The organism is Streptomyces sp. NPDC101165 (assembly GCF_044768135.1).
GTDB lineage: Bacteria > Actinomycetota > Actinomycetes > Streptomycetales > Streptomycetaceae > Streptomyces.
On record NZ_JBIWPG010000005.1, the window covers coordinates 1 to 23,516 of the forward strand.

General features: G+C 71.9%; 21 protein-coding genes. 16 read left to right on the forward strand and 5 right to left on the reverse strand.

What is annotated here, in order from left to right:
* Nucleotides 1-88: 88 nt before the first annotated feature.
* The 3 genes from ACIRVH_RS11470 to ACIRVH_RS11480 all read right to left on the reverse strand — a co-directional run bounded on the left by ACIRVH_RS11470 (nucleotide 89) and on the right by ACIRVH_RS11480 (nucleotide 5,040).
* Nucleotides 89-1,738: a PucR family transcriptional regulator gene (locus ACIRVH_RS11470; protein WP_403951007.1), complete on the reverse strand. Its 1,650-nt coding sequence runs from the start codon at nucleotides 1,736-1,738 to the stop codon at nucleotides 89-91.
* 49 nt (nucleotides 1,739-1,787) lie between these two features.
* Nucleotides 1,788-3,170 (reverse strand): FAD-binding protein, encoded by a 1,383-nt coding sequence (locus ACIRVH_RS11475; protein WP_403951010.1) that lies wholly within the window; start codon nucleotides 3,168-3,170, stop codon nucleotides 1,788-1,790.
* A 67-nt stretch (nucleotides 3,171-3,237) separates the two neighbouring features.
* Entirely contained in the window at nucleotides 3,238-5,040 is a 1,803-nt protein-coding gene (locus tag ACIRVH_RS11480) for a glycoside hydrolase family 15 protein (RefSeq protein ID WP_403951968.1), read from the reverse strand.
* A gap of 529 nt (nucleotides 5,041-5,569) precedes the next feature.
* Between ACIRVH_RS11480 and ACIRVH_RS11485 the strand changes: the two genes are divergently transcribed.
* From ACIRVH_RS11485 to ACIRVH_RS11540, 12 genes are all read left to right on the forward strand, one after another.
* The gene (locus tag ACIRVH_RS11485; protein WP_403951012.1) at nucleotides 5,570-7,219 is read left to right on the forward strand and encodes a CTP synthase; all 1,650 of its coding nucleotides are present in this window, start codon (nucleotides 5,570-5,572) and stop codon (nucleotides 7,217-7,219) included.
* Nucleotides 7,220-7,331: 112 nt separating this feature from the next.
* Nucleotides 7,332-7,958 (forward strand): NUDIX domain-containing protein, encoded by a 627-nt coding sequence (locus ACIRVH_RS11490; protein WP_403951015.1) that lies wholly within the window; start codon nucleotides 7,332-7,334, stop codon nucleotides 7,956-7,958.
* A gap of 163 nt (nucleotides 7,959-8,121) precedes the next feature.
* Entirely contained in the window at nucleotides 8,122-10,197 is a 2,076-nt protein-coding gene (locus ACIRVH_RS11495; RefSeq protein ID WP_403951018.1) for a tetratricopeptide repeat protein, read from the forward strand.
* A gap of 140 nt (nucleotides 10,198-10,337) precedes the next feature.
* Nucleotides 10,338-11,462, forward strand: coding sequence for an alanine dehydrogenase (ald, locus tag ACIRVH_RS11500; RefSeq protein ID WP_403951020.1), 1,125 nt, complete (start codon nucleotides 10,338-10,340; stop codon nucleotides 11,460-11,462).
* A 413-nt stretch (nucleotides 11,463-11,875) separates the two neighbouring features.
* On the forward strand, nucleotides 11,876-13,009 hold the full coding sequence (locus ACIRVH_RS11505; protein WP_403951022.1) for a ParA family protein: 1,134 nt from the start codon (nucleotides 11,876-11,878) through the stop codon (nucleotides 13,007-13,009).
* Nucleotides 12,994-13,542: a hypothetical protein gene (locus ACIRVH_RS11510; protein ID WP_403951025.1), complete on the forward strand. Its 549-nt coding sequence runs from the start codon at nucleotides 12,994-12,996 to the stop codon at nucleotides 13,540-13,542. Before ACIRVH_RS11505 ends, ACIRVH_RS11510 begins: the two co-directional genes overlap by 16 nt.
* Before the next feature lie 38 nt (nucleotides 13,543-13,580).
* A complete protein-coding gene (locus ACIRVH_RS11515; protein ID WP_403951027.1) occupies nucleotides 13,581-14,915 on the forward strand; it encodes a segregation/condensation protein A in 1,335 nt (444 codons plus the stop codon).
* Entirely contained in the window at nucleotides 14,912-15,562 is a 651-nt protein-coding gene (gene scpB, locus ACIRVH_RS11520) for an SMC-Scp complex subunit ScpB (RefSeq protein WP_403951029.1), read from the forward strand. Before ACIRVH_RS11515 ends, scpB begins: the two co-directional genes overlap by 4 nt.
* A 12-nt stretch (nucleotides 15,563-15,574) precedes the next feature.
* Nucleotides 15,575-16,639 (forward strand): pseudouridine synthase, encoded by a 1,065-nt coding sequence (locus ACIRVH_RS11525; protein ID WP_403951032.1) that lies wholly within the window; start codon nucleotides 15,575-15,577, stop codon nucleotides 16,637-16,639.
* A gap of 164 nt (nucleotides 16,640-16,803) precedes the next feature.
* Nucleotides 16,804-17,556: an NUDIX hydrolase gene (locus ACIRVH_RS11530; RefSeq protein WP_403951034.1), complete on the forward strand. Its 753-nt coding sequence runs from the start codon at nucleotides 16,804-16,806 to the stop codon at nucleotides 17,554-17,556.
* Nucleotides 17,553-18,575, forward strand: coding sequence for an ADP-ribosylglycohydrolase family protein (locus ACIRVH_RS11535; protein WP_403951037.1), 1,023 nt, complete (start codon nucleotides 17,553-17,555; stop codon nucleotides 18,573-18,575). The genes ACIRVH_RS11530 and ACIRVH_RS11535 overlap by 4 nt, the downstream gene beginning before the upstream one ends.
* A 4-nt stretch (nucleotides 18,576-18,579) precedes the next feature.
* Complete coding sequence (locus ACIRVH_RS11540) at nucleotides 18,580-19,329, forward strand: DNA polymerase beta superfamily protein (RefSeq protein ID WP_403951040.1); 750 nt, start codon at nucleotides 18,580-18,582, stop codon at nucleotides 19,327-19,329.
* Here ACIRVH_RS11540 and ACIRVH_RS11545 read toward each other — a convergent pair.
* Both ACIRVH_RS11545 and ACIRVH_RS11550 read right to left on the reverse strand, forming a co-directional pair.
* The gene (locus ACIRVH_RS11545) at nucleotides 19,255-19,998 is read right to left on the reverse strand and encodes a DNA polymerase beta superfamily protein (RefSeq protein ID WP_403951042.1); all 744 of its coding nucleotides are present in this window, start codon (nucleotides 19,996-19,998) and stop codon (nucleotides 19,255-19,257) included. The genes ACIRVH_RS11540 and ACIRVH_RS11545 overlap by 75 nt on opposite strands.
* Nucleotides 19,999-20,020: 22 nt before the next feature.
* Nucleotides 20,021-20,401, reverse strand: coding sequence for a ubiquinol-cytochrome c reductase iron-sulfur subunit (locus tag ACIRVH_RS11550; protein ID WP_403951045.1), 381 nt, complete (start codon nucleotides 20,399-20,401; stop codon nucleotides 20,021-20,023).
* Nucleotides 20,402-20,577: 176 nt separating this feature from the next.
* On the opposite strand from ACIRVH_RS11550, the gene aroH reads away from it, so the two are divergent.
* The 4 genes from aroH (at nucleotide 20,578) to ACIRVH_RS11570 (ending at nucleotide 23,457) form a co-directional block, all read left to right on the forward strand.
* On the forward strand, nucleotides 20,578-20,940 hold the full coding sequence (gene aroH, locus ACIRVH_RS11555; RefSeq protein WP_403951047.1) for a chorismate mutase: 363 nt from the start codon (nucleotides 20,578-20,580) through the stop codon (nucleotides 20,938-20,940).
* Entirely contained in the window at nucleotides 20,937-22,022 is a 1,086-nt protein-coding gene (locus ACIRVH_RS11560; RefSeq protein ID WP_403951050.1) for a prephenate dehydrogenase, read from the forward strand. Before aroH ends, ACIRVH_RS11560 begins: the two co-directional genes overlap by 4 nt.
* A 98-nt stretch (nucleotides 22,023-22,120) precedes the next feature.
* Complete coding sequence (cmk, locus tag ACIRVH_RS11565) at nucleotides 22,121-22,816, forward strand: (d)CMP kinase (RefSeq protein WP_403951053.1); 696 nt, start codon at nucleotides 22,121-22,123, stop codon at nucleotides 22,814-22,816.
* Nucleotides 22,817-22,869: 53 nt separating this feature from the next.
* On the forward strand, nucleotides 22,870-23,457 hold the full coding sequence (locus ACIRVH_RS11570) for a lysophospholipid acyltransferase family protein (protein ID WP_403951971.1): 588 nt from the start codon (nucleotides 22,870-22,872) through the stop codon (nucleotides 23,455-23,457).
* Nucleotides 23,458-23,516: the final 59 nt, after the last annotated feature.

Consider the following 23,516-nt stretch of genomic DNA (forward strand, 5'->3'; position numbering starts at 1 on the left):
TCCACACCTACAACCACCACCGCTGCCACACCGCACTGGGCGGCCGGCCACCCATCAGCCGTGTGAACAACCCTGCGGGTCAATACACCTAGGGCACGTGCCGGCGGGCCCGCAGGGCGAGGCTCAACGCCAGTACGGTCTGCGGGTCGTCGAGGTCGGTGCCCAGCAACTCCCCGATGCGGGCGAGCCGGTTGTAGAGGGTCTGACGGTTGAGGTGCAGCTCGCGGGCCGTCTCCGCCTTGCGGCCCGCGTGCGCCAGATAGGTCTCCAGGGTGGGCAGCAGCGGCGGCTTGGAGCGGTGGTCGTGGTCGCGCAGCGGGCCGATCGCGCGGTCCACGAAGGCCGCCAGGTCCGGGTGGTCCCGCAGCCGCCACAGCAGCAGATCGATGTCCAGGCGCCGGGCGTCGTACCAGGGGCGGTCGGTCAGGCCCTGCGCCGCCGTCGCCGTCTCCGCCGCGTGCCTCAGGCCCGCCGACGCGGCCGCCCAGCCACCGGCCACCCCGACCACCACGACCGGCGGCGGGGCACCCGGCCGCTGCATCCCGGCCCGCTCGACGCCCGCCCGCAGCGCAGCCGCCACCCGGTCCGCGACCGCGGAGCGCTCCGACTCCGAGCGCAGCCCGAGCAGCACCGGCACCCGGCCCTCGACCGGCCGCACACCCAGCAGCACCGGCACACCCACCGAGGCCAGCTCCTCGGCGACCGCCCGCGCCAGCACCGCCCAGCCCCCGCCGGGGGAGAGGGAGTCCCCGACCCGCATCACCACGGGCAGCAGCGGGCTGGTGCCCGGTTTGAAGCCGAGGACCCGGGCCTGCGCCGGGGCGTCCTCAGCGGTGATACGGCCCTCGGCGAGGTCGGTCAGGAAGTCGCCGCGCCCGCGCGCCGCCAGCTCCTCCTCCTGCCGGGCCTGCATCAGCACCACGGCCAGGATGCCCGCGGCCCGCTCGGCGGCGATCCGGTGCACCGGAGCCAGCGGCGAGCGCACCGGCAGCAGCACCAGCCGGGCCCGTACCGACCCCGGCCCCGCTCCCGCCCCGCCGCCGGGCACGTCCACGAGCACCGAACCGGCGGGCGGCGGCGCGTCCTTGTGCGGACCCCGCAGCCCCTCCCACACCTGCAGCGGATCCGCGCCCGCGGGCCCGGCACCGGCGGCGTACAGCAGCCGGCCGTCCACCGTCTCCAGGAACACCGGGTTGGCGCTGAAGTCGGCCAGGATGCTCAGCACCTGCGGCACCCCGCCACCGCCCAACAGCGCCTCGGTACACCGCCGGTGCACCTCCTCCGCGCGCTGCAGCAGCGCGTAGTGGCCGTTGACGATCTCGGTGTGGATCTCCTCGGTGACGGTCACGAACGGCACCTCGCGGTGCAGCTGGACCAGCGGCAGCCCCGCGCTGCGGGCGGTGTCCACCAGGGCGGCGGGCAGCCGGGTGAAGCGCGGGCCCAGCTCCACCACCAGCGCGGCGATCCCGCGCTCGGCGAGCGTGCGCACGAACGCGCGCTGCTCGGCCGGGCGGGTCCCGAGGCCGTAGCCCGTGGTCAGCAGGAGTTCGCCGCCCTTGAGCAGCGAGGCGATGTTCGGCACCTCGCCCGCGTGCACCCAGCGGACCGTGCGCCCCAGCCGGTCGGCGCCCGCCAGGATCTCCGGGAGCCCACTGCGCAGTCCCGGCAGCTCCAGCGCCCGTTGAACGGTGATCCCGGCGCCCTGAGTGGCGAATCTGCTCTCCGTGCCGCTGTCCATGGAGCGGACGCTACCTGCGCAAACGCCCGGACGACAGCTCGGGAGCCGGCTACACCGGACGGATGTTGTGGTTGAAGCGGAACACGTTGTCGGGGTCGTACGCCCGCTTCACCTTCTCCAGCCGCAGCAGGTTCCCTGCGCCCAGCCCCGCGCGCACCCGCTCGGCACCCTCCTCGCCGATGAAGTTCAGGTGCACATCGCCCGTGCTCCACGGCCGGACGCCCGCGCGGACGTCCCGCACCCAGGCGACGGCCCGCTCGTCGTCGGCCGGGTCCTCCCAGACGGCGAACGGGTGCACGGCCCAGGGCGCCTCCCGGTACGGCACCGGGTACGCGTGCGGACCGGCGGCGATCGCACCGCCCTGCGGGAAGAGCATGTGCTGGGTGGCGGTCGGCACGGGCATGTCCGCGGCCCGGGCGCAGTAGACGTCCACCAGCTCGTCGGGCAGCCCGGTCAGACACTCGGCCGACCAGTGGTTCCGCAGGCCGGGCGGAACGTCCAGCATGCACTGCAGGTCCACGTAGGGCACCGCGCCGACCAGCTCCGACTCGTGCGGCAGTGCCAGCAGGGGCTCGGCCAGCTTGCGCAGGTCCGCCTCGCCACCGGCGTACGTCAGCAGCGCGGCGCACACGAGCCGCCCGACCAGGTGCTCCGGTACGAACTCCGCGGGCGGGCCGGTGAGGTACAGCACCGCGCCGCCCAGCTCGTCGGGGCCGGCGCCGAGGACCTTCCGGAAGGTGCGGACCGCGTCCGGGCCGGCCTCCGGCAGGTACAGCAGCAGGGCGACGGCGAACTCGGGCAACTCGTGCAGTTCCAGGGTGAGCGCGGTGGCGACGCCGAAGTTGCCGCCGCCGCCGTGCAGGGCCCAGAACAGCTCGGGGTTCTCGTCGGCGTTGGCGTGCACCTGCTCGGCGTCGGCGGTCACCAGTTCCACCGCGATGAGGTTGTCGACGGCCAGGCCGAAGGCGCGGTCCAGCCAGCCGGTGCCGCCGCCCAGCACGAACCCGCCGACACCCGTGGACGAGATCCGGCCACCGGTGGTCGCGAGGCCGTACGGCTGGGTGGCCCGGTCCAGCCGGCTCATCGTGGCGCCGCCCTCGACCCGGACCGCCTCGCTCGCCGGATCCACGGTCACCCGGTGCATCCGGCGCAGGTCCACCACGAGGGCGCCGTCGCCCAGGGCCGTACCGGCCACGCCGTGCCCGCCCCCGCGCACCGCGATCGGCAGGTCGAGATCCCGTCCGAAGCGCACCGCCCGGACCACGTCGGCCGCGTCCGCGCACTGCGCGATCACGGCCGGACGCTTGTCGATCATCCCGTTGAAGACGGCACGCGTGTCGTCGTAGCCCACGTCCCCCGGGGCGAACACCTCGCCGGCCAGATCCTCGCGCAGTGCGGCGAGGGCCGCGTCCGCCTTCGAGAGGGAAGCCATGGCCGCCCCCTTCCGCACCGGGGGTAGTTCGCTTCCAGCCTAGGCAGGCCCGGTCACCCGGTCGCGCTCAGCCGCCGTACGCTCCGGACGCCGTCAGCCGCAGCGCGGTGTCGATCAGCGGAACGTGGCTGAAGGCCTGCGGGAAGTTGCCGACCTGGCGCTGCAGGCGCGGGTCCCACTCCTCGGCGAGCAGACCGAGGTCGTTGCGCAGCGCGAGGAGCTTCTCGAACAGCTTGCGGGCCTCGTCCACCCGGCCGATCATCGCCAGGTCGTCCGCCATCCAGAAGGAGCAGGCCAGGAAGGCACCCTCGTCGCCCGGAAGACCGTCGACGCCCTCGCACTCGCCCTCCGTCGGGTAGCGCAGGATGAACCCGTCCGTGGTGGACAGCTCGCGCTGGATCGCCTCGATGGTGCCGATCACCCGCTTGTCGTCCGGCGGCAGGAAGCCCATCTGCGGAATCAGCAGCAGCGAGGCGTCCAGCTCCTTGGAGCCGTAGGACTGGGTGAAGGTGTTGCGCTCCTGGTCGTAGCCCTTCTCGCACACGTCCCGGTGGATGTCCTCGCGCAGTTCCTTCCAGCGCTCCAGCGGGCCGTCCGCGTCACCGGACTCGATCAGCTTGATGGTGCGGTCCACCGCCACCCAGGCCATCACCTTCGAGTGCACGAAGTGCCGGCGCGGGCCGCGCACCTCCCAGATGCCCTCGTCCGGCTCCTGCCAGTGGTCCTCCAGGTAGCGGATCAGCTTCAGCTGGAGCAGGGAGGCGTAGTCGTTGCGGGCCAGACCCGTCATGTGCGCCAGGTGCAGGGCCTCGGTGACCTCGCCGTACACGTCCAGCTGGAGCTGGTGCGCCGCGCCGTTGCCCACCCGGACCGGGGCGGAGGCCTCGTAGCCCGGCAACCAGTCCAGCTCGGCCTCGCCCAGCTCGCGCTCGCCCGCGATGCCGTACATGATCTGCAGGTTCTCCGGGTCGCCGGCGACCGCGCGCAGCAACCACTCGCGCCAGGCCCGGGCCTCCTCGCGGTAGCCCGTGCGCAGCAGCGAGGACAGGGTGATCGCCGCGTCCCGCAGCCAGGTGTAGCGGTAGTCCCAGTTGCGGACGCCGCCGATGTCCTCGGGGAGCGAGGTGGTGGGGGCCGCGACGATGCCACCCGTCGGGGCGTACGTCAGCGCCTTCAGGGTGATCAGCGAGCGGATCACCGCCTCGCGGTACGGACCGTGGTACGTGCAGTGCTCGACCCAGTCGCGCCAGAAGTCCTCCGTCGCCACCAGCGACTGCTCCGGCTCCGGCAGCGGCGGCGGCTCCTTGTGCGAGGGCTGCCACGAGATGGTGAACGCGATGCGGTCACCCGGGGCGACCGTGAAGTCGGCGTAGGTGGTCAGCGACTTTCCGTAGGTCTCGGCCTCCGTGTCGAACCAGACCGAGTCGGGTCCGGCGACCGCCACCGTCCGGCCCTCGTGCTTGTGCACCCAGGGCACCACCCGGCCGTAGGAGAACCGCATCCGCAGCGCGGAGCGCATCGGCACCCGGCCGGTGACGCCCTCCACGATCCGGATCAGCTGCGGCGCGCCGTCACGCGGGGGCATGAAGTCCGTCACGCGCACGGTGCCGCGCGGGGTGTCCCACTCCGACTCCAGGATCAGCGAGTCGCCGCGGTAGCTGCGCCGGGCGGCCGTGGGGGGCTGCGCGTCGGCCGCGTGCGCCGGGCCGAGCCGCCAGAAGCCGTGCTCCTCGGTGCCCAGCAGGCCGGCGAAGATGGCATGCGAGTCGAAGCGGGGCAGGCACAGCCAGTCGACTGTGCCGTCCCGGCAGACCAGTGCCGCGGTCTGCATGTCTCCGATGAGTGCGTAGTCTTCGATGCGCCCGGCCACGTGCAACTCCAGTCGAACGGCCACGTCACCCCCGCACGAAGGGGGGCTGTCGCTAGTGCGGTCAAGGGGTCGTTGTTGTGCGTCGTTGAGCGGTGAAGCAAAGCAGCCTGCCGAGCCCTGAGGCAACACGACAGTCTTTGCTCAACGAACTGCCGCGCTCTCGTTGTTCCGGGTGATGCAGGCGGGGGTGTGCCGTCGTTCCGGCCGGGCTCGGCAGCGAGTGTCCGAGCAGGATACGACGCACGTAGATGATCTGCGTGCCGCTCCGGGCAACCCGTGTGGGCCGAACGAGTGACCAGCGGGTGATATCGATGTGACCACTGTGCACCTGTGTATACGCACGTGGTGCCGTCCCGTGTCGGCACGAGCGCGGAGCGTGGCCGGAAGCCATCCCGTCCAGGCGCTGATACGCTGGTAGCCCGTGGACCGGTGGGCGACAAACCCCCGAACCGCAGCGACGGCACCCCCGGAAATCTCCGGGCGGCAGCCGCACAGCACAGACAGCGACCACGGGAGCCCCCTCTTGGCCATGCCGCCGAAATCTACGACGACCAAGCACATCTTCGTCACCGGGGGTGTCGCCTCCTCGCTCGGCAAGGGCCTCACCGCCTCCAGCCTGGGCATGCTGCTCAAGGCCCGTGGCCTGCGCGTCGTGATGCAGAAGCTCGACCCGTACCTGAACGTCGACCCGGGCACGATGAACCCCTTCCAGCACGGTGAGGTGTTCGTCACCAACGACGGCGCCGAGACCGACCTGGACATCGGCCACTACGAGCGCTTCCTCGACCGCGACCTGGACGGCTCCGCCAACGTCACCACCGGTCAGGTCTACTCCACGGTGATCGCCAAGGAGCGGCGCGGCGAGTACCTGGGCGACACCGTGCAGGTCATCCCGCACATCACCAACGAGATCAAGCACCGCATCCGGCGCATGGCCACCGACGAGGTGGACGTCGTCATCACCGAGGTCGGCGGCACGGTCGGCGACATCGAGTCGCTGCCGTTCCTGGAGACCGTCCGCCAGGTCCGCCACGAGGTCGGCCGGGACAACGTCTTCGTCGTCCACATCTCGCTGCTGCCGTACATCGGCCCCTCCGGCGAGCTGAAGACCAAGCCGACCCAGCACTCCGTCGCCGCCCTGCGCAACATCGGTATCCAGCCCGACGCGATCGTGCTGCGCTGCGACCGCGAGGTGCCGACCGCGATCAAGCGGAAGATCTCGCTGATGTGCGACGTCGACGAGGCCGCCGTCGTCGCCTGCCCGGACGCCCGCTCGATCTACGACATCCCGAAGGTCGTGCACACCGAGGGCCTGGACGCCTACGTCGTGCGCAAGCTCGACCTGCCCTTCCGGGACGTGGACTGGACGACCTGGGACGACCTGCTCGACCGCGTCCACAACCCCGACCACGAGATCACCCTCGCCCTGGTCGGCAAGTACATCGACCTGCCCGACGCCTACCTGTCGGTCACCGAGGCGCTGCGCGCGGGCGGCTTCGCCAACAAGGCCCGCGTCAAGATCAAGTGGGTCACCTCGGACGACTGCAAGACCCCGGCCGGGGCCAAGGCGCAGCTCGGCGACGTCGACGGCATCTGCATCCCCGGCGGCTTCGGCGACCGCGGTGTGCTCGGCAAGGTCGGCGCCATCCGCTTCGCACGCGAGAACAAGATCCCGCTGCTCGGCCTCTGCCTGGGACTGCAGTGCATCGTGATCGAGGCCGCGCGCAGCCTGGCCGACATCCCGGACGCCAACTCCACCGAGTTCGACCCGGCCACCGCCCACCCGGTCATCTCCACCATGGCGGAGCAGATGGACATCGTCGCCGGTGAGGGCGACATGGGCGGCACGATGCGGCTCGGCATGTACCCGGCGAAGCTGGCCGAGGGCTCCATCGTGCGCGAGGTGTACGACGGCAAGGAGTACATCGAGGAGCGGCACCGTCACCGCTACGAGGTGAACAACGCCTACCGCGCGGAGCTGGAGAAGAAGGCCGGCATCCTCTTCTCGGGCACCTCGCCGGACGGCAAGCTCGTCGAGTACGTCGAGTACCCGCGCGACGTCCACCCCTACCTGGTCGCCACGCAGGCGCACCCCGAGCTGCGCTCGCGGCCGACCCGTCCGCACCCGCTCTTCGCCGGCCTGGTGAAGGCCTCCGTCGAGCGGAAGAATTCCAAGTAACACACCAGTTGTACGGTGGCCGGGGTGCATACCTTCAAAGGTGCGCACCCCGGTTTCACTTGGCCGGGTTTTTTGGCCGGTCTTTTTGAAGGCATGTGTGGGAGGACAGGGCATGACGATCAAGGACACCCCCGAGGAGTGGGAGATCCGGGCGACGGAGACCCCCTTCCGGGGCAACAAGACCTCCGTCCGCACGGACGACGTGGTCATGCCCGACGGCTCCGTGGTCCGCCGCGACTACCAGGTGCACCCCGGCTCGGTCGCCGTCCTCGCCCTGGACGAGGAGGACCGCGTCCTGCTCATCCGCCAGTACCGCCACCCGGTGCGGCACAAGCTGTGGGAGATCCCGGCCGGCCTGCTCGACGTGCCCGGCGAGAACCCGCTGCACGCCGCCCAGCGCGAGCTGTACGAGGAGGCGCACGTCAAGGCCGAGAACTGGCGGGTGCTGAGCGACGTGTACACCACCCCCGGCGGCTGTGACGAGGCCGTACGGATCTTCCTCGCCCGCGATCTGTCCGAGGCCGAGGGCGCGCGCTTCGAGACGGAGCACGAGGAGACCGACATGGAGTACGCGCGCGTGCCGGTCGACGAGCTGGTGCGCCTGGTGCTCGCCGGTGCCGTGCACAACAACTGCCTCGTCGTCGGCGTCCTCTCCCTGGTGGCGGCCCGCGGCGGGGAGGGTCTCGACGCGCTGCGCCCGGCCGACGCACCGTGGCCCGCGCGCCCTTTCGAGTCCTGAACCCACCCGTCCGCGCATTGGTGTGACGATCGCCTGATCCGATCGGGGGACGTGCCCGCCGTGCTCCTCCCGGAACGTCGCAGAGCGTGAACTAGGCTCTGGAAAACGCCCGTACCGGAAGATCCGGCGGGCTTGCGCGTGCGGTGGGACGGGAGCGTGGCCCGTGACGGATCAGGCGGTGGACACAGGCGGCGGGCGGCTGTCCGCGCACCCGGTCACGGCGGACCATTTCCTGGGCCGCACACGGGAGTTGAAGGGACTGCGCGCCGACATCGAGCGCGCGGGCCTGGACACCCTCTCCGGCCGCAAGACACCCCGCGCGCGCGTGCTCCTCATCGCGGGCCGCCCCGGCTCCGGCCGGACCGCCCTCGCCGAGGAACTCGTACGACAGGTCGCCGAGCGTTACCCCGACGGAGTGCTGCGGGCCCGGCTCAGTGAGCCCGACGGCACGCCCGTACCGATCGAGCGCACCACCCGCGAGCTGCTCGCCACGCTGGACGTGCAGGCACCCCCCGGCGCCGCCGAGGACGACCTGACCGAGGAGCTGCGCGTGGCCCTGGCCGGGCGGCGTGTCCTGCTCCTGCTGGACGACGCGGCCGGGGCCGAGCAGGTCGACGCGCTGCTGCCGGACGCCCCGGACTGCCTGGTGGTCGCCGTCTCCGGCGGCCCGCTCACCGGCATCGCGGACGTCCGCCCCTGCACCCTGGGCGGCCTCGACACCAAGTCGGCGGTGGAACTCCTCACCCGCTACACCGGCTCGGTCCGCATCACCGTCGACCCGCGCTCCGCCGAGAGCCTGGCCGAGGCGTGCCAGGGCCACCCGGCCGCGCTCACCCTGGCCGGCGGCTGGCTCGCCTCCCGGCCCCAGGCGGCCGTCTCCGACCTCGCCAAGCGGATGCACACCGACGCCCTCGCGGGCGCCGAGGGCGCCGACAGCACCCCGCTGGCCCGTGTCTTCCGGCTCGTCCACGACCAGCTGGCGGGCTCCGCGGCCCGGATACTGCGACTGCTCGCGCTGGCGCCGGCCGGCCTGATCGACCCGCACACCGCCTCGGCCCTGGCCGGCTGCTCGGTGGGCGCGGCCCGCGCCGCCCTGGACGAGTTCGTCCTGCTCGGCCTGGTGCGCGCGGTGGACTCCCCGCTGCCCGAGTACGACATCCCCGGCTGTCTGCACCCGCTGCTGCGCTCCTTCGCCGAGAGCCAGGAGCGCCCGGCGGAGCTGCAGCTGGCCCGGGCCCGCATGCTGGAGCGGACCGTACGGCTGCTGCAGTCGTGCCGGGCGATCACCGAGACGGACAGCCCGCAGGCCCGGGAGAAGCTGCAGGAGATGCCCAAGGCGCTGCGCTTCCCCACCCCCCGGGCGGCCGAGGAGTGGCTGCGCGTGCGCAGGCCCGCCCTGCTGGCCGCCGTCCGCGTGGCCGTGGCCGACGGGGAGCTGGACACCCTCGCCCGCCGGCTGATGTCCCAGCTGGTCAGGGCCATGGCGGCGCACTTCGGCACGCAGGCGGCCGCGCCCGACCTGTACGGCGTCCACGGGCTGGTCCTGGACGTCGCCGAGCGGCGCGGGCTGCACCGGGAGCGGGCCGCGGCCCTGCTGAACCTGGGCGATCTGGACGCGCAGACCGGCCGCACCCAGGACGCGCTGACCCGCTACCGGGCCGCCCTGGACGCCGGACGCGAGGCGAACGACCCGTACGCGACCCGCCGCGCGATGGAATCCGTAGGCGGCGCGTACCAGGAGCTCGGGGACTACGACCGGGCCGCCGACTGGTTCGGCCGGGCCCTCGCCGAGCGGCTGGCCCGGGACGAGCGCACGGAGGCCGCCCGGCTGTACGGCCGGATCGCCACCGCCCACACGTACGCGGGCCGGTACGGCGAGGCGCTCAGGAACTGGCGGGCGGCCGTCGCCGGGTACCGCAAGGAGGGTGATGTCGCCGCTCACGCCCGGGCGTTGAGCGAACTGGCCCGGGTCCAGGAGTACGCGGGGCGGCCCGAGGAGTCGCTGCGCACCTGCCAGGAGGCGGTGGAGTGGGCGCGGCGCGCCGACGAGGTCCGGCTGCAGGCCGCGCTGCAGCTCAGGCTGGCCGACACCCTGGACCGGCTCGGCGACCCCACGGCCGCCCGCCTGCACCGCGCGACGGCGGAGCGCATGCTGAACGAGGAGCACCCGGAGGGGGACTCCGGCCCGGAACAGGACGCTAGCGCCTGCGAAATCCGTAGTGCATCCAGTGAAGATTGATGCAATGAAAGGCTAGACACTCGGAACACCTTCATTAAACTGGCTCTGCCGCTCGTTCTCCTGCGGTGTCTCCCGGTGTGCCCCCGCATGCCTGGGTATGTCTTGTTATGCACCCCCCCATACCCTCTGAGCCAAGGACCGTGATCGACGTGAAGGTCGGCATCCCCCGCGAGGTCAAGAACAACGAGTTCCGGGTGGCCATCACCCCCGCCGGTGTGCACGAGCTGGTGCGCAACGGCCACCAGGTCGTCATCGAGCGGGGCGCCGGCCTCGGCTCCTCCATCACGGACAGCGAGTACGTCTCCGCCGGTGCAGGGATCCTCGAGACGGCGGACGAGGTCTGGGCCGCCGCGGACCTGCTGCTGAAGGTCAAGGAGCCCATCGCGGAGGAGTACCACCGCCTCCGCAAGGACCAGATCCTCTTCACCTACCTGCACCTGGCCGCCTCCAAGGAGTGCACGGACGCGCTCATCGAGTCCGGCACCACGGCCATCGCCTACGAGACCGTCGAGCTGCCGAACCGCGCGCTGCCGCTGCTCGCCCCGATGTCCGAGGTCGCGGGCCGTCTGGCCCCGCAGGTCGGCGCCTACCACCTGATGGCCCCGGTCGGCGGCCGCGGCGTGCTGCCGGGCGGCGTCCCGGGTGTGACCCCGGCCAAGGTCGTCGTCATCGGCGGCGGTGTCTCGGGCTGGAACGCCACCCAGATCGCCGTCGGCATGGGCTTCGACGTGACCCTGCTCGACCGTGACATCAACAAGCTGCGCGAGGCCGACAAGGTCTTCGGCAGCAAGGTCAAGGCCATCATGTCCAACTCCTTCGAGCTGGAGAAGGCCGTCCTGGACGCCGACCTCGTCATCGGCGCCGTCCTCATCCCGGGCGCCAAGGCCCCGAAGCTCGTCACCAACGAGCTGGTGTCCCGCATGAAGCCCGGAAGTGTCCTTGTCGACATCGCGATCGACCAGGGCGGCTGCTTCGAGGACTCGCGTCCCACCACGCACGCCGAGCCGACCTTCCGGGTCCACGACTCGGTCTTCTACTGCGTCGCCAACATGCCGGGCGCGGTGCCGAACACCTCCACCAACGCCCTCACCAACGCGACGCTGCCGTACATCGTCTCGGTGGCCAACAACGGCTGGGTCGAGGCGCTGCGCCGCGACGCCGCGCTCGCCAAGGGTCTCAACACCCATGACGGCAAGGTCGTTTACAAGGAGGTCGCCGAGGCCCACGGCCTGGAGCACGTCGAGCTGGAGACCCTGCTCGGCTGAGGCTCCGACCTGGCGAGTCTCTAAGTCGCCGACCGGTAAAAGGCGATTCGTCAACACGTATCGTCAACACCACACACCCGGCCGGACCTTGCCCGACAAGGTCCGGCCGGATGTGTGTATGGTCACTTTGCGGCTCTCGGTCAACTCGCCTCGAACGTAACCCTTCGACCGATTCGCACACCGGTGAAACCTGCTGTGCGACGGCCGTACGCCCTTGACAGCGGGATGTTTCATTGCCGACACATCCTGCCGGGTCCGGCGGATTGTGTTGCTGCGGACCGCCGACACGCCATAGAGTCGCCAACCGTCGGCATGGTGCCACGCTGACCTTGTCTAGAAGTTTCCTGGTCACCAAGGAGGTAAGACGACTTGTGAATGAGTCGACATTTTCTCCCGGGGGTGGTCAACCAGGAATGCCTGTACGGGGCCAGGGCTCCGCGGGATTCGAGGCTGTCGGCTCCGTAGCTGTGCGCACCTTCGCAGCCCACCAGAGTCCGGGTCAGCAGACCACCCGGACAGCACACCCGAGCATGGATGGCCATCACGTGAACGCCATGGCCGGCGACGGAAGTGGCGCGCCCCACAACCACTTCGCCGACTACGACGAACTGCCCGAGGGGCACTTCTACGACCCCGACGCCGAATACGAGCCGGACCCGGAGTACGCGGCCACGCTCGCGCCCGACGCTGCCCGTCAGCGCCGTGAGCGCGTCGGCCCGACCGGACGCCCGCTGCCGTACTTCCCGATCCCGGGCCCGCTGACCGACCACGGCCCCGCGAAGATCATCGCGATGTGCAACCAGAAGGGCGGCGTCGGCAAGACGACGTCGACCATCAACCTGGGTGCCGCGCTCGCGGAGTACGGCCGGCGCGTGCTGCTCGTGGACTTCGACCCGCAGGGCGCGCTGTCGGTGGGTCTCGGTGTCAACCCGATGGAGCTCGACCTCACCGTCTACAACCTGCTCATGGAGCGGGGCATGTCCGCGGACGAGGTCCTGCTGAAGACGGCGGTCCCCAACATGGACCTGCTGCCGTCCAACATCGACCTGTCGGCCGCCGAGGTCCAGCTGGTCTCCGAGGTCGCGCGCGAGTCGACGCTGCAGCGGGCCCTGAAGCCCCTGCTGCCCGACTACGACTACATCGTGATCGACTGTCAGCCCTCGCTCGGCCTGCTCACGGTCAACGCGCTGACGGCCGCCCACAAGGTGATCGTCCCCCTGGAGTGCGAGTTCTTCGCCCTCCGCGGTGTCGCGCTGCTCACCGAGACCATCGAGAAGGTCCAGGAGCGGCTCAACCCCGAGCTGGAACTGGACGGCATCCTGGCCACGATGTACGACTCGCGCACGGTCCACAGCCGCGAGGTGCTGGCCCGTGTGGTCGAGGCGTTCGACGACCACGTCTACCACACGGTCATCGGCCGCACGGTCCGCTTCCCGGAGACCACGGTCGCCGGTGAGCCGATCACCACGTACGCCTCCAACTCCGTCGGTGCCGCCGCCTATCGCCAGCTCGCCAGGGAGGTGCTCGCCCGGTGTCACGCCGAGTGAGTCTGCCCGGGGCCGACGAACTGTTCCGTACGACAGGGGGGATGGCGCTCCAGCCGTCCACGCCCCGGCGCGCGGCCAACGGCGAGGCCCGGGTGCCGGCTCCCGCGGGGGAAAGCGACGAGGCGGCCGCCGCCGAGGACGCGCCGCCGTCGGTGCCCGTCCAGGGCGGTGACGGAGAGGGCGCGGAGCATGTCGCGGCGGAGGCGGATTCGGCCGAGGCCGGCGAGTCCCGCACGCGGCCGGCCCGGCGGCAGTCCGAGCAGGAAGGTTCTGCCGCCGCGCAGCCCCGCAAGCGGGGACGGGCGCCGGCCCGGCGGCCCAGTGGGCGCGAGCGGCACGACGAGAAGATCACGGTGTACGTCTCCGCCGAGGAGCTGATGGACCTCGAGCACGCGCGACTGGTCCTGAGAGGCGAGCACGGGCTGGCCGTCGACCGGGGCCGCATCGTCCGCGAGGCCGTGGCCGTCGTCCTGGCCGACCTGGAGTCCCGAGGGGACGCGAGCATCCTGGTGCGGCGGCTGCGGGGTCGGTAGTCGGTGTCGCGGGCGGTAAGCGGTAGCCTGCGACGGCCATGACCTCGAACGACGCCCCCGCCCCCGGCCCAGCGGCCGGCCGCAGACGTGCGCTCGGACGGGGCCCGGGGACCGCGCGGCCCGAACCGTCCGAGGCCACATCGCCGCCGACCGCGGCACCAGCGGCACCGCAGGCAGCCGCCGAGCCGGAGCCCGTGGCACTGCTGGAAGCTGCCGAGCCGGAGCCCGAGGCCGTAGAGCCACAGGTCGTCGCTGAGCCGGATCCCGTAGCACCGTTGGATGCTGCCGAGCCCGAGTTCGTAGCGCCGCAGGCAGCCGCCGAGCCCGAGCCCGGGGTCGTGGCTTCGCTGACAGTCGTGGAGCCGGGGCCGGGGCCGGAGTCCGAGGCGGTGGCCTCGCCGGCAGTTGTCGGGCCCGAGCCCGGGGCGCTGCCTTCCGGGGCAGTGGCGCCCGGGCGCGGGACGGACACCGCCGTCGTACCGGAGCCGGTGGCCGGAGCCCGGTCGGAGTCGTCGGGTGGGAGCGGGCCCGGGGAGCCGCTCGCCGAGGACGCCGCCCCCTCCGACGGCATCTTCAAGGTCCGGCTCTCCAACTTCGAGGGGCCCTTCGACCTACTCCTCCAGCTCATCTCGAAGCACAAGCTGGACGTCACCGAGGTCGCGCTCTCCAAGGTGACCGACGAGTTCATGGCGCACATCCGGGCCATGGGGCCGGACTGGGACCTGGACCAGACGACCGAGTTCCTCGTCGTCGCCGCCACCCTGCTGGACCTCAAGGCAGCCCGGCTGCTGCCCACCGCCGAGGTCGAGGACGAGGCCGACCTCGCGCTGCTGGAGGCCCGGGACCTGCTGTTCGCGCGGCTGCTGCAGTACCGCGCCTACAAGCAGATCGCCGACATCTTCAACCAGCGCCTGGACGAGGAGGCCCGCCGCTACCCGCGTACCGTCGGCCTGGAGCCCCAGCACGCCGAGCTGCTGCCCGAGGTCGTCATCAGCATCGGCCCCGAGGGCTTCGCCAAGCTCGCCGTCAAGGCGATGCAGCCCAAGGCCAAGCCGCAGGTGTACGTGGACCACATCCACGCCCCGCTGGTGAGCGTGCAGGAGCAGGCGGGCATCGTGGTCGCGCGGCTCAGGGAACTCGGCGAGGCCAGCTTCCGCGCGCTGGTGGAGGACACCGACGACACCCTCACGGTCGTGGCCCGCTTCCTCGCGCTGCTGGAGCTGTACCGCGAGAAGGCCGTGGCCCTGGAGCAGGAGACCGCGCTCGGCGACCTGCTCGTGCGCTGGACCGGCGGCGACGGGGACGCGGCGCCGATGGTCACCGACGAGTTCGACCGGCCGCCCGAGGAGCCCAAGGAGGAGAAGAAGGCATGAGCGAGGAGACCGCGGAACTCCCGGCGGGGCTCCGTACCGTCGCCGATCTCGACCTCAAGCCCGCCCTGGAGGCGGTCCTCATGGTCGTGGACGAGCCCGCGACCGAGGAGCACCTGGCCAGGATCCTGGAACGGCCGAAGCGGCAGATCGCGGACGCGCTGCGGGAGCTGGCCGACGACTACACCGTGCAGGGCCGGGGCTTCGAGCTGCGGTTCGTCGCGGGCGGCTGGCGCTTCTACAGCCGCGCCGAGTACGCGCCCGCCGTCGAGCGGCTCGTGCTGGACGGCCAGACGGCCCGTCTCACCCAGGCGGCACTGGAGACCCTGGCCGTCGTCGCCTACCGCCAGCCCGTCAGCCGCAGCCGCGTCTCCGCCGTGCGCGGAGTCAACTGCGACGGCGTGATGCGCACCCTCCTGCAGCGCGGTCTGGTCGAGGAGGCGGGCACGGAACCCGAAACAGGTGCGATCCTGTACAGGACGACGAACTACTTCCTGGAGCGGATGGGCCTGCGTGGCCTGGACGAGCTCCCGGAGCTCGCGCCCTTCCTGCCGGAGGCGGAGGCGATCGAGGCCGAGACCCAGGAGGGCGTACCGTCGTTCGACCCGGACGCGCCCGACGCGCCCGGCGGTCAGGACGCAGACGACTAAGACGGAACTTTGATGCGAAGCAGCGGCAGCGGAAAGAGCGGCGGGCGGGGTAACTACCGCGGTGCCGGCAACAACAGGGACGAGCGGCAGGGGCAGGGCCGTCCCAGCAAGCCCCGCCCCGAGGAGCGCCGCTACGACGTGGGCCCCGGCGCCACCAAGGACGGCCCCAAGTCCGGGCGCGGCGGCGCCGCGCGCGGCGGTGCCAAGGGCGGCCCCAAGCAGGCCCAGCAGAGCGGCGGGCGGACGGCTCCGGGAAGCTCCCGTGAGTACGAGGCACGCGCCGAGGAGCGCAACCGGGAGCGGTACGCGGGCAAGAAGGACGTCAAGCTGCCCAAGACCTTCCCGGGCGCCGAACAGGAGGGCGAGCGGCTGCAGAAGGTTCTCGCGCGCGCGGGCTACGGCTCGCGGCGTGCCTGCGAGGAGCTGATCGAGCAGGCCCGCGTCGAGATCAACGGCGAGATCGTCCTGGAGCAGGGCCGCCGCGTCGACCCGGAGAAGGACGAGGTCAAGGTCGACGGCCTGACCGTGGCGACCCAGTCGTACCAGTTCTTCTCGCTGAACAAGCCCGCCGGTGTCGTCTCGACGATGGAGGACCCCGACGGCCGCCAGTGCCTCGGTGACTACGTCACCAACCGCGAGACCCGGCTCTTCCACGTCGGACGGCTCGACACCGAGACCGAGGGCGTCATCCTGCTCACCAACCACGGCGAGCTGGCGCACCGGCTGACCCACCCGAAGTACGGTGTGAAGAAGACCTACCTCGCCGCCATCGTGGGCCCGATCCCGCGCGACCTCGGCAAGCGCCTGAAGGACGGCATCCAGCTGGAGGACGGCTACGCGCGCGCGGACCACTTCCGGGTCGTCGAGCAGACCGGCAAGAACTACCTGGTCGAGGTGACCCTGCACGAGGGCCGCAAGCACATCGTGCGCCGCATGCTCGCCGAGGCCGGCTTCCCGGTCGAGAAGCTGGTGCGCACCTCCTTCGGCCCGATCACCCTGGGCGACCAGAAGTCGGGCTGGCTGCGCCGCCTGTCCAACACCGAGGTCGGGATGCTCATGAAGGAGGTCGACCTCTAGGAGGCGCCTGCATGGCGTTCTGACGGCCGGTCCCGGGTTCTCCGGGACCGGCCGTCGGCGTCTTCGCGAACGGGGCCCCAAGGGGCGCTGAGGGGCTTGCGAATCACCGAGCACGCCTTTATGGTCGTAACGACTATTAGTTGGGCTGGCCATGAAGACCGGCCATGAAGACCGGCCGTGAAGGGGGTGACCGGGGCATGGAGGGCTACGACAAGTACGCCTACGAACCCTTCGCCGTCACCGTCGACCTCGCCGTCCTCACCCTCCGCGCCGGCGCCCTGCACGTGCTGCTGGTCGAGCGCGGGCAGGAGCCGTACGCCGGTCAGTGGGCGCTGCCCGGCGGATTCCTGCTGCCCGACGAGTCGGCGGAGACGGCGGCCCGGCGCGAACTCGCCGAGGAGACCGGGCTCGACGACGTCTCCGGGCTGCACCTGGAGCAGCTGCACACCTACAGCGAGCCCGACCGCGACCCCAGGATGCGGGTCGTGTCCGTCGCCTTCACCGCACTGCTGCCCGAGCCTCCCGAGCCGCGCGGCGGCGGTGACGCGGCCCAGGCCCGCTGGCTGCCGTACGAATCCGCCCGGCCGCTCGCCTTCGACCACGAACGGATCCTGGCCGACGCCCACGAGCGGATCGGCGGCCGGCTGGAGAACAGCTGCGTCGCCACCGCCTTCTGCCCGCCCGAGTTCACCCTCGGCGAGCTGCAGCAGGTCTACGAGTCGGTGTGGGGCACCGCCCTGGACCGCCCCAACTTCCGCCGCAAGGTGCTTGCCACGCCCGGATTCGTGGAACCCGTCCCCGGCGCAGCCCGGCTGACCGGCGGCCGCGGCAAACCGGCCGCGCTCTACCGCGCGGGCACCGCCACCACCCTGCACCCGCCGCTCCTCCGACCGTCCCGGGAAGGACGCCCCGCATGACCACGTTCCACGCGAGCAAGCGCCCCGCCTCCGGATCCCTGATCGGACTCGCCCTCGGGGACGCCCTCGGCTTCCCGACCGAGTTCAACGACGTGCCCTCGATCCTCGCCAAGTGCGGCCCCTGGCGGGAGATGCAGCTGCCGGAGCGTGCCTTCGTCTCCGACGACACACAGATGACCCTCGCCTTCGGGCGCGCCCTCAGGACAGCCATGGACCGCGGTGTGCTCGCCCCGAAGCGGCTGGAGCGGCCGCTGCGCGAGGAGTTCGTGGACTGGTACCAGTCGCCGGACAACAACCGCGCCCCCGGCCGCACCTGCCTGACCGCGTGCGCGCTGCTGAAGGAGGAGGGCCGGCCCTGGCGGGAGGCCAGCCAGATCGGCTCCAAGGGCTGCGGCGCCAACATGCGTGTCGCCCCCGTCGGGCTCGCCCTCGGCCTCAGCGACGAACAGCGCGCCGGCGCCGCCCAGTTGCAGTCCGCGCTCACCCACGGACACCCCACCGCGCTGGCCGCCTCCGATCTGACCGCCCGCGCCGTCCACCTGCTCGCCCGGGGCGCCGACCCGGCCGGGCTCGTCGGACAGCTGCGCTCGTACGCCCAGGACAACCGCAGCCGCTACCACCACACCTGGCTCGGCGACCTGTGGACCCGCTCCCAGGACCCCGGCCCCGAGCACTTCATCGCGCGCGGCTGGGACGAGTGCCTGGAGATTCTCGGCCGCGTCCAGGAGGCCGTGCGCACCGTCTCCCCGGAGACCGACCCGTGCCTGGCGACCGGAGCGGGCTGGATCGCCGAGGAGGCCTTCGCCACCGGGCTGCTGTGCTTCCTGCTCTTCCCCGACGAGCCGCTCACCGCCCTGCGCCGGGCCGCCTGCTCCTCGGGCGACTCGGACTCGATCGCCTGCCTCACCGGCGCCTTCGCGGGCGCCTGGCTGGGCGCGGACGCCTGGCCCACCGAGTGGGCCGACCGGATCGAGTACCGGGGGGACCTGTTGGCCCTGGGGGCGCTCTGGGACGCTTAGGCCCATGATCGACGACCTCGACATGGACCTGACGCCGGTGATCGCCGAGCAGCCCGACCCGCTGCTGTTCGCGACCGTCTCCGGAGCCCACCTCTACGGCTTCCCGTCCCAGGACTCCGACCTGGACCTGCGCGGCGCCCACCTGCTGCCCATCGCCGACCTGGTCGGGCTCCGCGAGCCGGAGGAGACACGGTCGCGGGCGTGGGTGCGGTTCGGCGTGGAGATGGACCTCGTCACCCATGACGTGCGCAAGTTCGTACGGCTGATGCTCCGGCGCAACGGCTATGTGCTGGAGCAGCTGCTCTCGCCCCTGGTCGCGCACACCACCGAGGAGCACCGGGAGCTGATCGCCCTGGCGCCGGACGTGCTCACCAGCCACCACGCCCACCACTACCGCGGGTTCGCGGTGACCCAGTGGCGGCTGTTCGAGAAGACCGGCGAGCTCAAGCCGCTGCTCTACACGTTCCGTGTGCTGCTCACCGGCGTCCACCTGATGCGCAGCGGCGAGGTGCAGGCCCATCTGCCCACGCTCCTGGACCAGGTGGAGGCGCCCGGCTACCTGCCCGAGCTGATAGCCGCCAAGGCGGAACAGGAGCACGGCACCGCCGACGTCGAGCACGCGCGCGTGGAGGCCGACGTGGAGCGGCTGCACGCCGTGCTCGACGCGGCCCAGGCCGGCTCAGCCCTGCCCGACGCGCCCAGTGCGCACGACGCCCTGCACGACTTCGTGGTGCGCGTCCGGCAGGCAGGCTGACGCACGGCGCACCCGGTACAGGAAGTCGGCCACGCGCGCGTGGTCCGGCTCCGGCGGCAGCGGGGTGCGGTGCAGGGCCTCCTCGGTCTCGTCCGCGAGCCGGACCATCCACGCCTCGACCTGTGCCCAGGGCACCTCGCCCCGCTTCACCGCCAGCAGCGGGTCCCGCCGGTCACCCACGTCGAGCCGCAGCGCTCCGGTGCGCAGCAGGTCGCGGGCGCTCATCAGCAGGCGGATCAGGTGCATCGCGTGCTTCCAGCGCGGGGCGCCCGTCGTGCGGACGTCGGCGTCCAGCTTGCGGCGCTGGCCGAGGGCGTAGCGGGTGAAGGTGTCGTGGGCGCGCCGGGAGAGGAAGGCGCCGCGCAGGGACAGCAGCTCGCGGCCGGTGTCGTCCACGTGCTCCACCAGCGGGGAGTGCAGGCACTCCAGGATGTTCGGGTTGCCGCGCAGCGCCAGCTCGCAGAAACGCTCCAGCTCCCAGGAGAACTGCTCCTCGCCCGGTCCCTCCACGTGCGTCGGCGGCTTCTCGAACCGCCAGAACAGCGGGGTGGGGGCGAGGAAGACGCCCCTGCGGTCGGTGTCGCTGGCGTCCGTGGCCAGGCCGAAGGCCCGCGATCCCATGACACAGGCGTAGATCGTGTGGTCGCGTACGAGGTCCTCGGGCTGCATTCCCGGAGCGTACGCGCGCCCCTCACGCCAGGCGGATCGAATTTCCGTCCACCTTGATCGTCTTGGGAGGCAGCGGCTTGGTCGCCGGGCCGTGCGTCACCGAGCCGTCGGCGATGTGGTACTTGCTGCCGTGGCAGGGGCAGTCGATGGTGCCGTCCGCCACCTGGTTCACCGTGCAGCCCATGTGGGTGCAGATCGCCGAGAAGGCCTTGAAGTCGCCCTTCGTCGGCTGGGTGACCACGACCTTCTGGTCCTTGAAGATCGTGCCGCCGCCCTCCGGGATGTCACTGGTCCGCGTCAGCTGTTGGCTGCCGGGCGCCGTGGAGTTCTCGCCGCCGCAGCCGGCGGCGAGCGCTGCCGCGCCCGTCGCGAGAACCGCGCGCCGCGTCGTGCTGTGGGTCATCTCGTCACTCCGAACATCGACGGGAGGAAAGCCGCAATTTGCGGCATCTTTGCATTAAAGGTGCCCAAGCTGAAGGAAGTGAGTCTCAGCCGGCGGGCGCCGCGCACCCTGCCTGCGTGGTCTGACTACGCTGGACGGACCAAGAGCCGATACGCATGTCAGCAAGGAGCAGCGCCGTGGCGGTACGAGCGGTCCGGGGGGCCGTCCAACTGGAGCGGGACGAGGCCGGTCACATGGACGAGCAGGTGGGCGCCCTGCTCACCGCCGTCCTGGAGCGGAACGGGCTCACCACCGACGACCTGATCAGCATCTGGTTCACGGCCACCCCCGACCTGCACAGCGACTTCCCGGCGGCCGCCGCCCGCAAGCTCGGCATCGTCGACGTCCCCCTGATCTGCGCCCAGGAGCTGGACATCGACGGCGCCATGCCCCGGGTCGTCCGGGTGCTCGCGCACATCGAGTCGGACACCCCCCGCGCCGACATCGCCCACGTCTACCTCGGCGCCGCCGCCGCCCTGCGCAAGGACATCGCCCAGTGAGGACCGCACTCGTCATCGGCACCGGGCTCATCGGCACCTCCGCCGCGCTCGCCCTGACCCAGCGGGGCGTCGTCGTCCACCTCGACGACCACGACCCCGAGCAGGCCCGTACGGCGGCCGCACTGGGCGCCGGCACCGACGAGGCCCCCGGCGGCCCGGTGGACCTCGCGATCGTCGCCGCCCCGCCCGCCCACGTGGCCGCAGTCCTCGCGGACGCCATGGCCCGGGGAGTGGCACGCGGCTACGTCGACGTGGCCAGCGTCAAGGGCGGCCCGCGCCGCGAGCTGGAGGCCCGCGGCCTCGACCTCTCCTCCTACATCGGCACCCACCCCATGTCCGGCCGGGAGAAGTCCGGTCCGCTGGCCGCGACCGGCGACCTCTTCGAGGGCCGCCCCTGGGTGCTCACCCCGACCCGGGACACCGACACCGAGGTGCTGAACCTCGCCCTGGAACTGGTCTCGCACTGCCGGGCCGTGCCGGTCGTCATGGACGCCGACGCCCACGACCGGGCCGTCGCCCTCGTCTCCCACATGCCCCACCTGGTCTCCAGCATGGTCGCCGCGCGCCTGGAGCACGCCGAGGAGGCGGCCGTACGCCTGTGCGGGCAGGGCATCCGGGACGTGACCCGGATCGCCGCCTCCGACCCCCGGATGTGGATCGACATCCTCTCCGCCAACCCCGGCCCGGTCGCCGACCTCCTCGCGGACGTCTCCTCCGACCTGGACGAGACCGTCCGCGCCCTGCGCGCCCTGCAGTCCTCCGACGAGGACAAGCGGCGCGAGGGCAGCCAGGGCGTCGAGAACGTGCTGCGCCGCGGGAACGCGGGTCAGGTGCGGGTCCCGGGCAAGCACGGCAGCGCGCCGCGCGTGTACGACACCGTCGTCGTCCTCATCGACGACCAGCCCGGCCAGCTGGCCCGCATCTTCGCGGACGCGGGACGGGCCGGGGTCAACATCGAGGACGTACGCATCGAGCACGCGACCGGACAGCAGGCCGGTCTGGTCCAGCTCATGGTCGAGCCGAAGTCCGCGTCGGTCCTGAAGGAGGCCCTGCGGGAGCGGGGCTGGGCCCTGCGGCAGTAAAGCCCGGTGAGGGCGCCTCCCGGGAGCCAGTAACCTTGTGCGGGACGCCCTCGCGTCCCCCACCCACCCGCCACCCTTCACCAGGAAGGTGCCCTCCCGTGGAAAACGGCGCCGCCCCGACCGCCAAGTCCGTGATCGTCGCGATCGACGGCCCCTCCGGCACGGGCAAGTCGAGCACGTCGAAGGCCGTCGCCGCGCAGCTCGGCCTGAGCTACCTGGACACCGGCGCCCAGTACCGGGCGATCACCTGGTGGATGGTGTCCAACGGCATAGACCTGGAGGACCCGACCGCGATCGCGGCCGTCGCCGGCAAGCCGGAGATCGTCTCCGGCACCGACCCGGCCGCCCCGACCATCACGGTCGACGGCGTCGACGTGGCCGGCCCGATCCGCACCCAGGAGGTCACCTCCAAGGTCAGCGCGGTCAGCGCGGTGCCCGAGGTGCGCTCCCGGATCACCGAGCTGCAGCGCTCGCTGGCCGCCGGTGCGGAGTACGGCATCGTGGTGGAGGGCCGCGACATCGGTACGACCGTGCTGCCGGACGCCGACCTGAAGATTTTCCTCACCGCCTCCCCGGAGGCCCGCGCTGCCCGCCGCAGCGGCGAGCTGAAGGGCGTGGACGTCCACGCCACCCGCGAGGCGCTGATCAAGCGGGACGCGGCCGACTCCAGCCGCAAGACCTCGCCGCTCGCCAAGGCCGGCGACGCCGTCGAGGTCGACACCACCGAGCTCACCCTCGCCCAGGTCATCGAGTGCGTCGTCACCCTGGTCGAGGAGAAGCGAGCCGGGAAGTGAGCCTTCCGTCCGAGCGGGGCGCCGAGGTCGGGCGGCGCATCGGCGTCGGCCTGATGAACGGGCTGTGGAAGCCGCGCGTGCTCGGCGCCTGGAGGGTGCCCGCGAGCGGCCCGGCGATCCTCGCGGTGAACCACTCCCACAACATCGACGGCCCGATGGTCATGGGCGTCTCGCCCCGGCCGACGCACTTCCTGATCAAGAAGGAGGCGTTCGTCGGTCTGCTGGGCACGTTCCTGACCGGCATCGGCCAGCTGAAGGTGGACCGCACCTCCGCCGACCGCACGGCGATCAGCGACGCCCTCGGCGTCCTGGACAACGGGGGAGTGCTCGGCATCTTCCCGGAGGGCACCCGGGGCGAGGGCGACTTCGCCTCGCTGCGCGCCGGGCTCGCCTACTTCGCGGTCCGCAGCGGGGCACCGATCGTGCCCGTGGCGGTCCTGGGAAGTTCCGAGAAGCCGGGACGGTTGATGAAGGGACTCCCCCCGCTGCGCTCCCGCGTCGACGTCGTCTTCGGTGACCCGTTCGAGGCGGGCGACGGCAGCGGACGGCGCACGCGCAGGGCGCTGGACGAGGCGACCGAGCGCATCCAGAAGCAGCTCACCAGCCACCTGGAAAACGCCAGGCGCCTGACCGGGCGCTAGGCGACACTTGAGTAGTGGATCAGCCCCTGGCGGGCCGCTCCACCGATCACCACGATGAA

What these genes read in the sequence shown, in the direction of transcription:
- ACIRVH_RS11470 (WP_403951007.1), bottom strand. Translation starts at nt 1,738, where the DNA reads ATGGACAGCGGCACGGAGAGCAGATTCGCCACTCAGGGCGCCGGGATC.
- ACIRVH_RS11475 (WP_403951010.1), bottom strand. Translation starts at nt 3,170, where the DNA reads ATGGCTTCCCTCTCGAAGGCGGACGCGGCCCTCGCCGCACTGCGCGAG.
- ACIRVH_RS11485 (WP_403951012.1), top strand. Translation starts at nt 5,570, where the DNA reads ATGCCGCCGAAATCTACGACGACCAAGCACATCTTCGTCACCGGGGGT.
- ACIRVH_RS11490 (WP_403951015.1), top strand. Translation starts at nt 7,332, where the DNA reads ATGACGATCAAGGACACCCCCGAGGAGTGGGAGATCCGGGCGACGGAG.
- ACIRVH_RS11505 (WP_403951022.1), top strand. Translation starts at nt 11,876, where the DNA reads ATGCCTGTACGGGGCCAGGGCTCCGCGGGATTCGAGGCTGTCGGCTCC.
- ACIRVH_RS11515 (WP_403951027.1), top strand. Translation starts at nt 13,581, where the DNA reads ATGACCTCGAACGACGCCCCCGCCCCCGGCCCAGCGGCCGGCCGCAGA.
- scpB (WP_403951029.1), top strand. Translation starts at nt 14,912, where the DNA reads ATGAGCGAGGAGACCGCGGAACTCCCGGCGGGGCTCCGTACCGTCGCC.
- ACIRVH_RS11525 (WP_403951032.1), top strand. Translation starts at nt 15,575, where the DNA reads ATGCGAAGCAGCGGCAGCGGAAAGAGCGGCGGGCGGGGTAACTACCGC.
- ACIRVH_RS11530 (WP_403951034.1), top strand. Translation starts at nt 16,804, where the DNA reads ATGAAGACCGGCCGTGAAGGGGGTGACCGGGGCATGGAGGGCTACGAC.
- ACIRVH_RS11535 (WP_403951037.1), top strand. Translation starts at nt 17,553, where the DNA reads ATGACCACGTTCCACGCGAGCAAGCGCCCCGCCTCCGGATCCCTGATC.
- ACIRVH_RS11540 (WP_403951040.1), top strand. Translation starts at nt 18,580, where the DNA reads ATGATCGACGACCTCGACATGGACCTGACGCCGGTGATCGCCGAGCAG.
- ACIRVH_RS11545 (WP_403951042.1), bottom strand. Translation starts at nt 19,998, where the DNA reads ATGCAGCCCGAGGACCTCGTACGCGACCACACGATCTACGCCTGTGTC.
- ACIRVH_RS11550 (WP_403951045.1), bottom strand. Translation starts at nt 20,401, where the DNA reads ATGACCCACAGCACGACGCGGCGCGCGGTTCTCGCGACGGGCGCGGCA.
- ACIRVH_RS11570 (WP_403951971.1), top strand. Translation starts at nt 22,870, where the DNA reads ATGAACGGGCTGTGGAAGCCGCGCGTGCTCGGCGCCTGGAGGGTGCCC.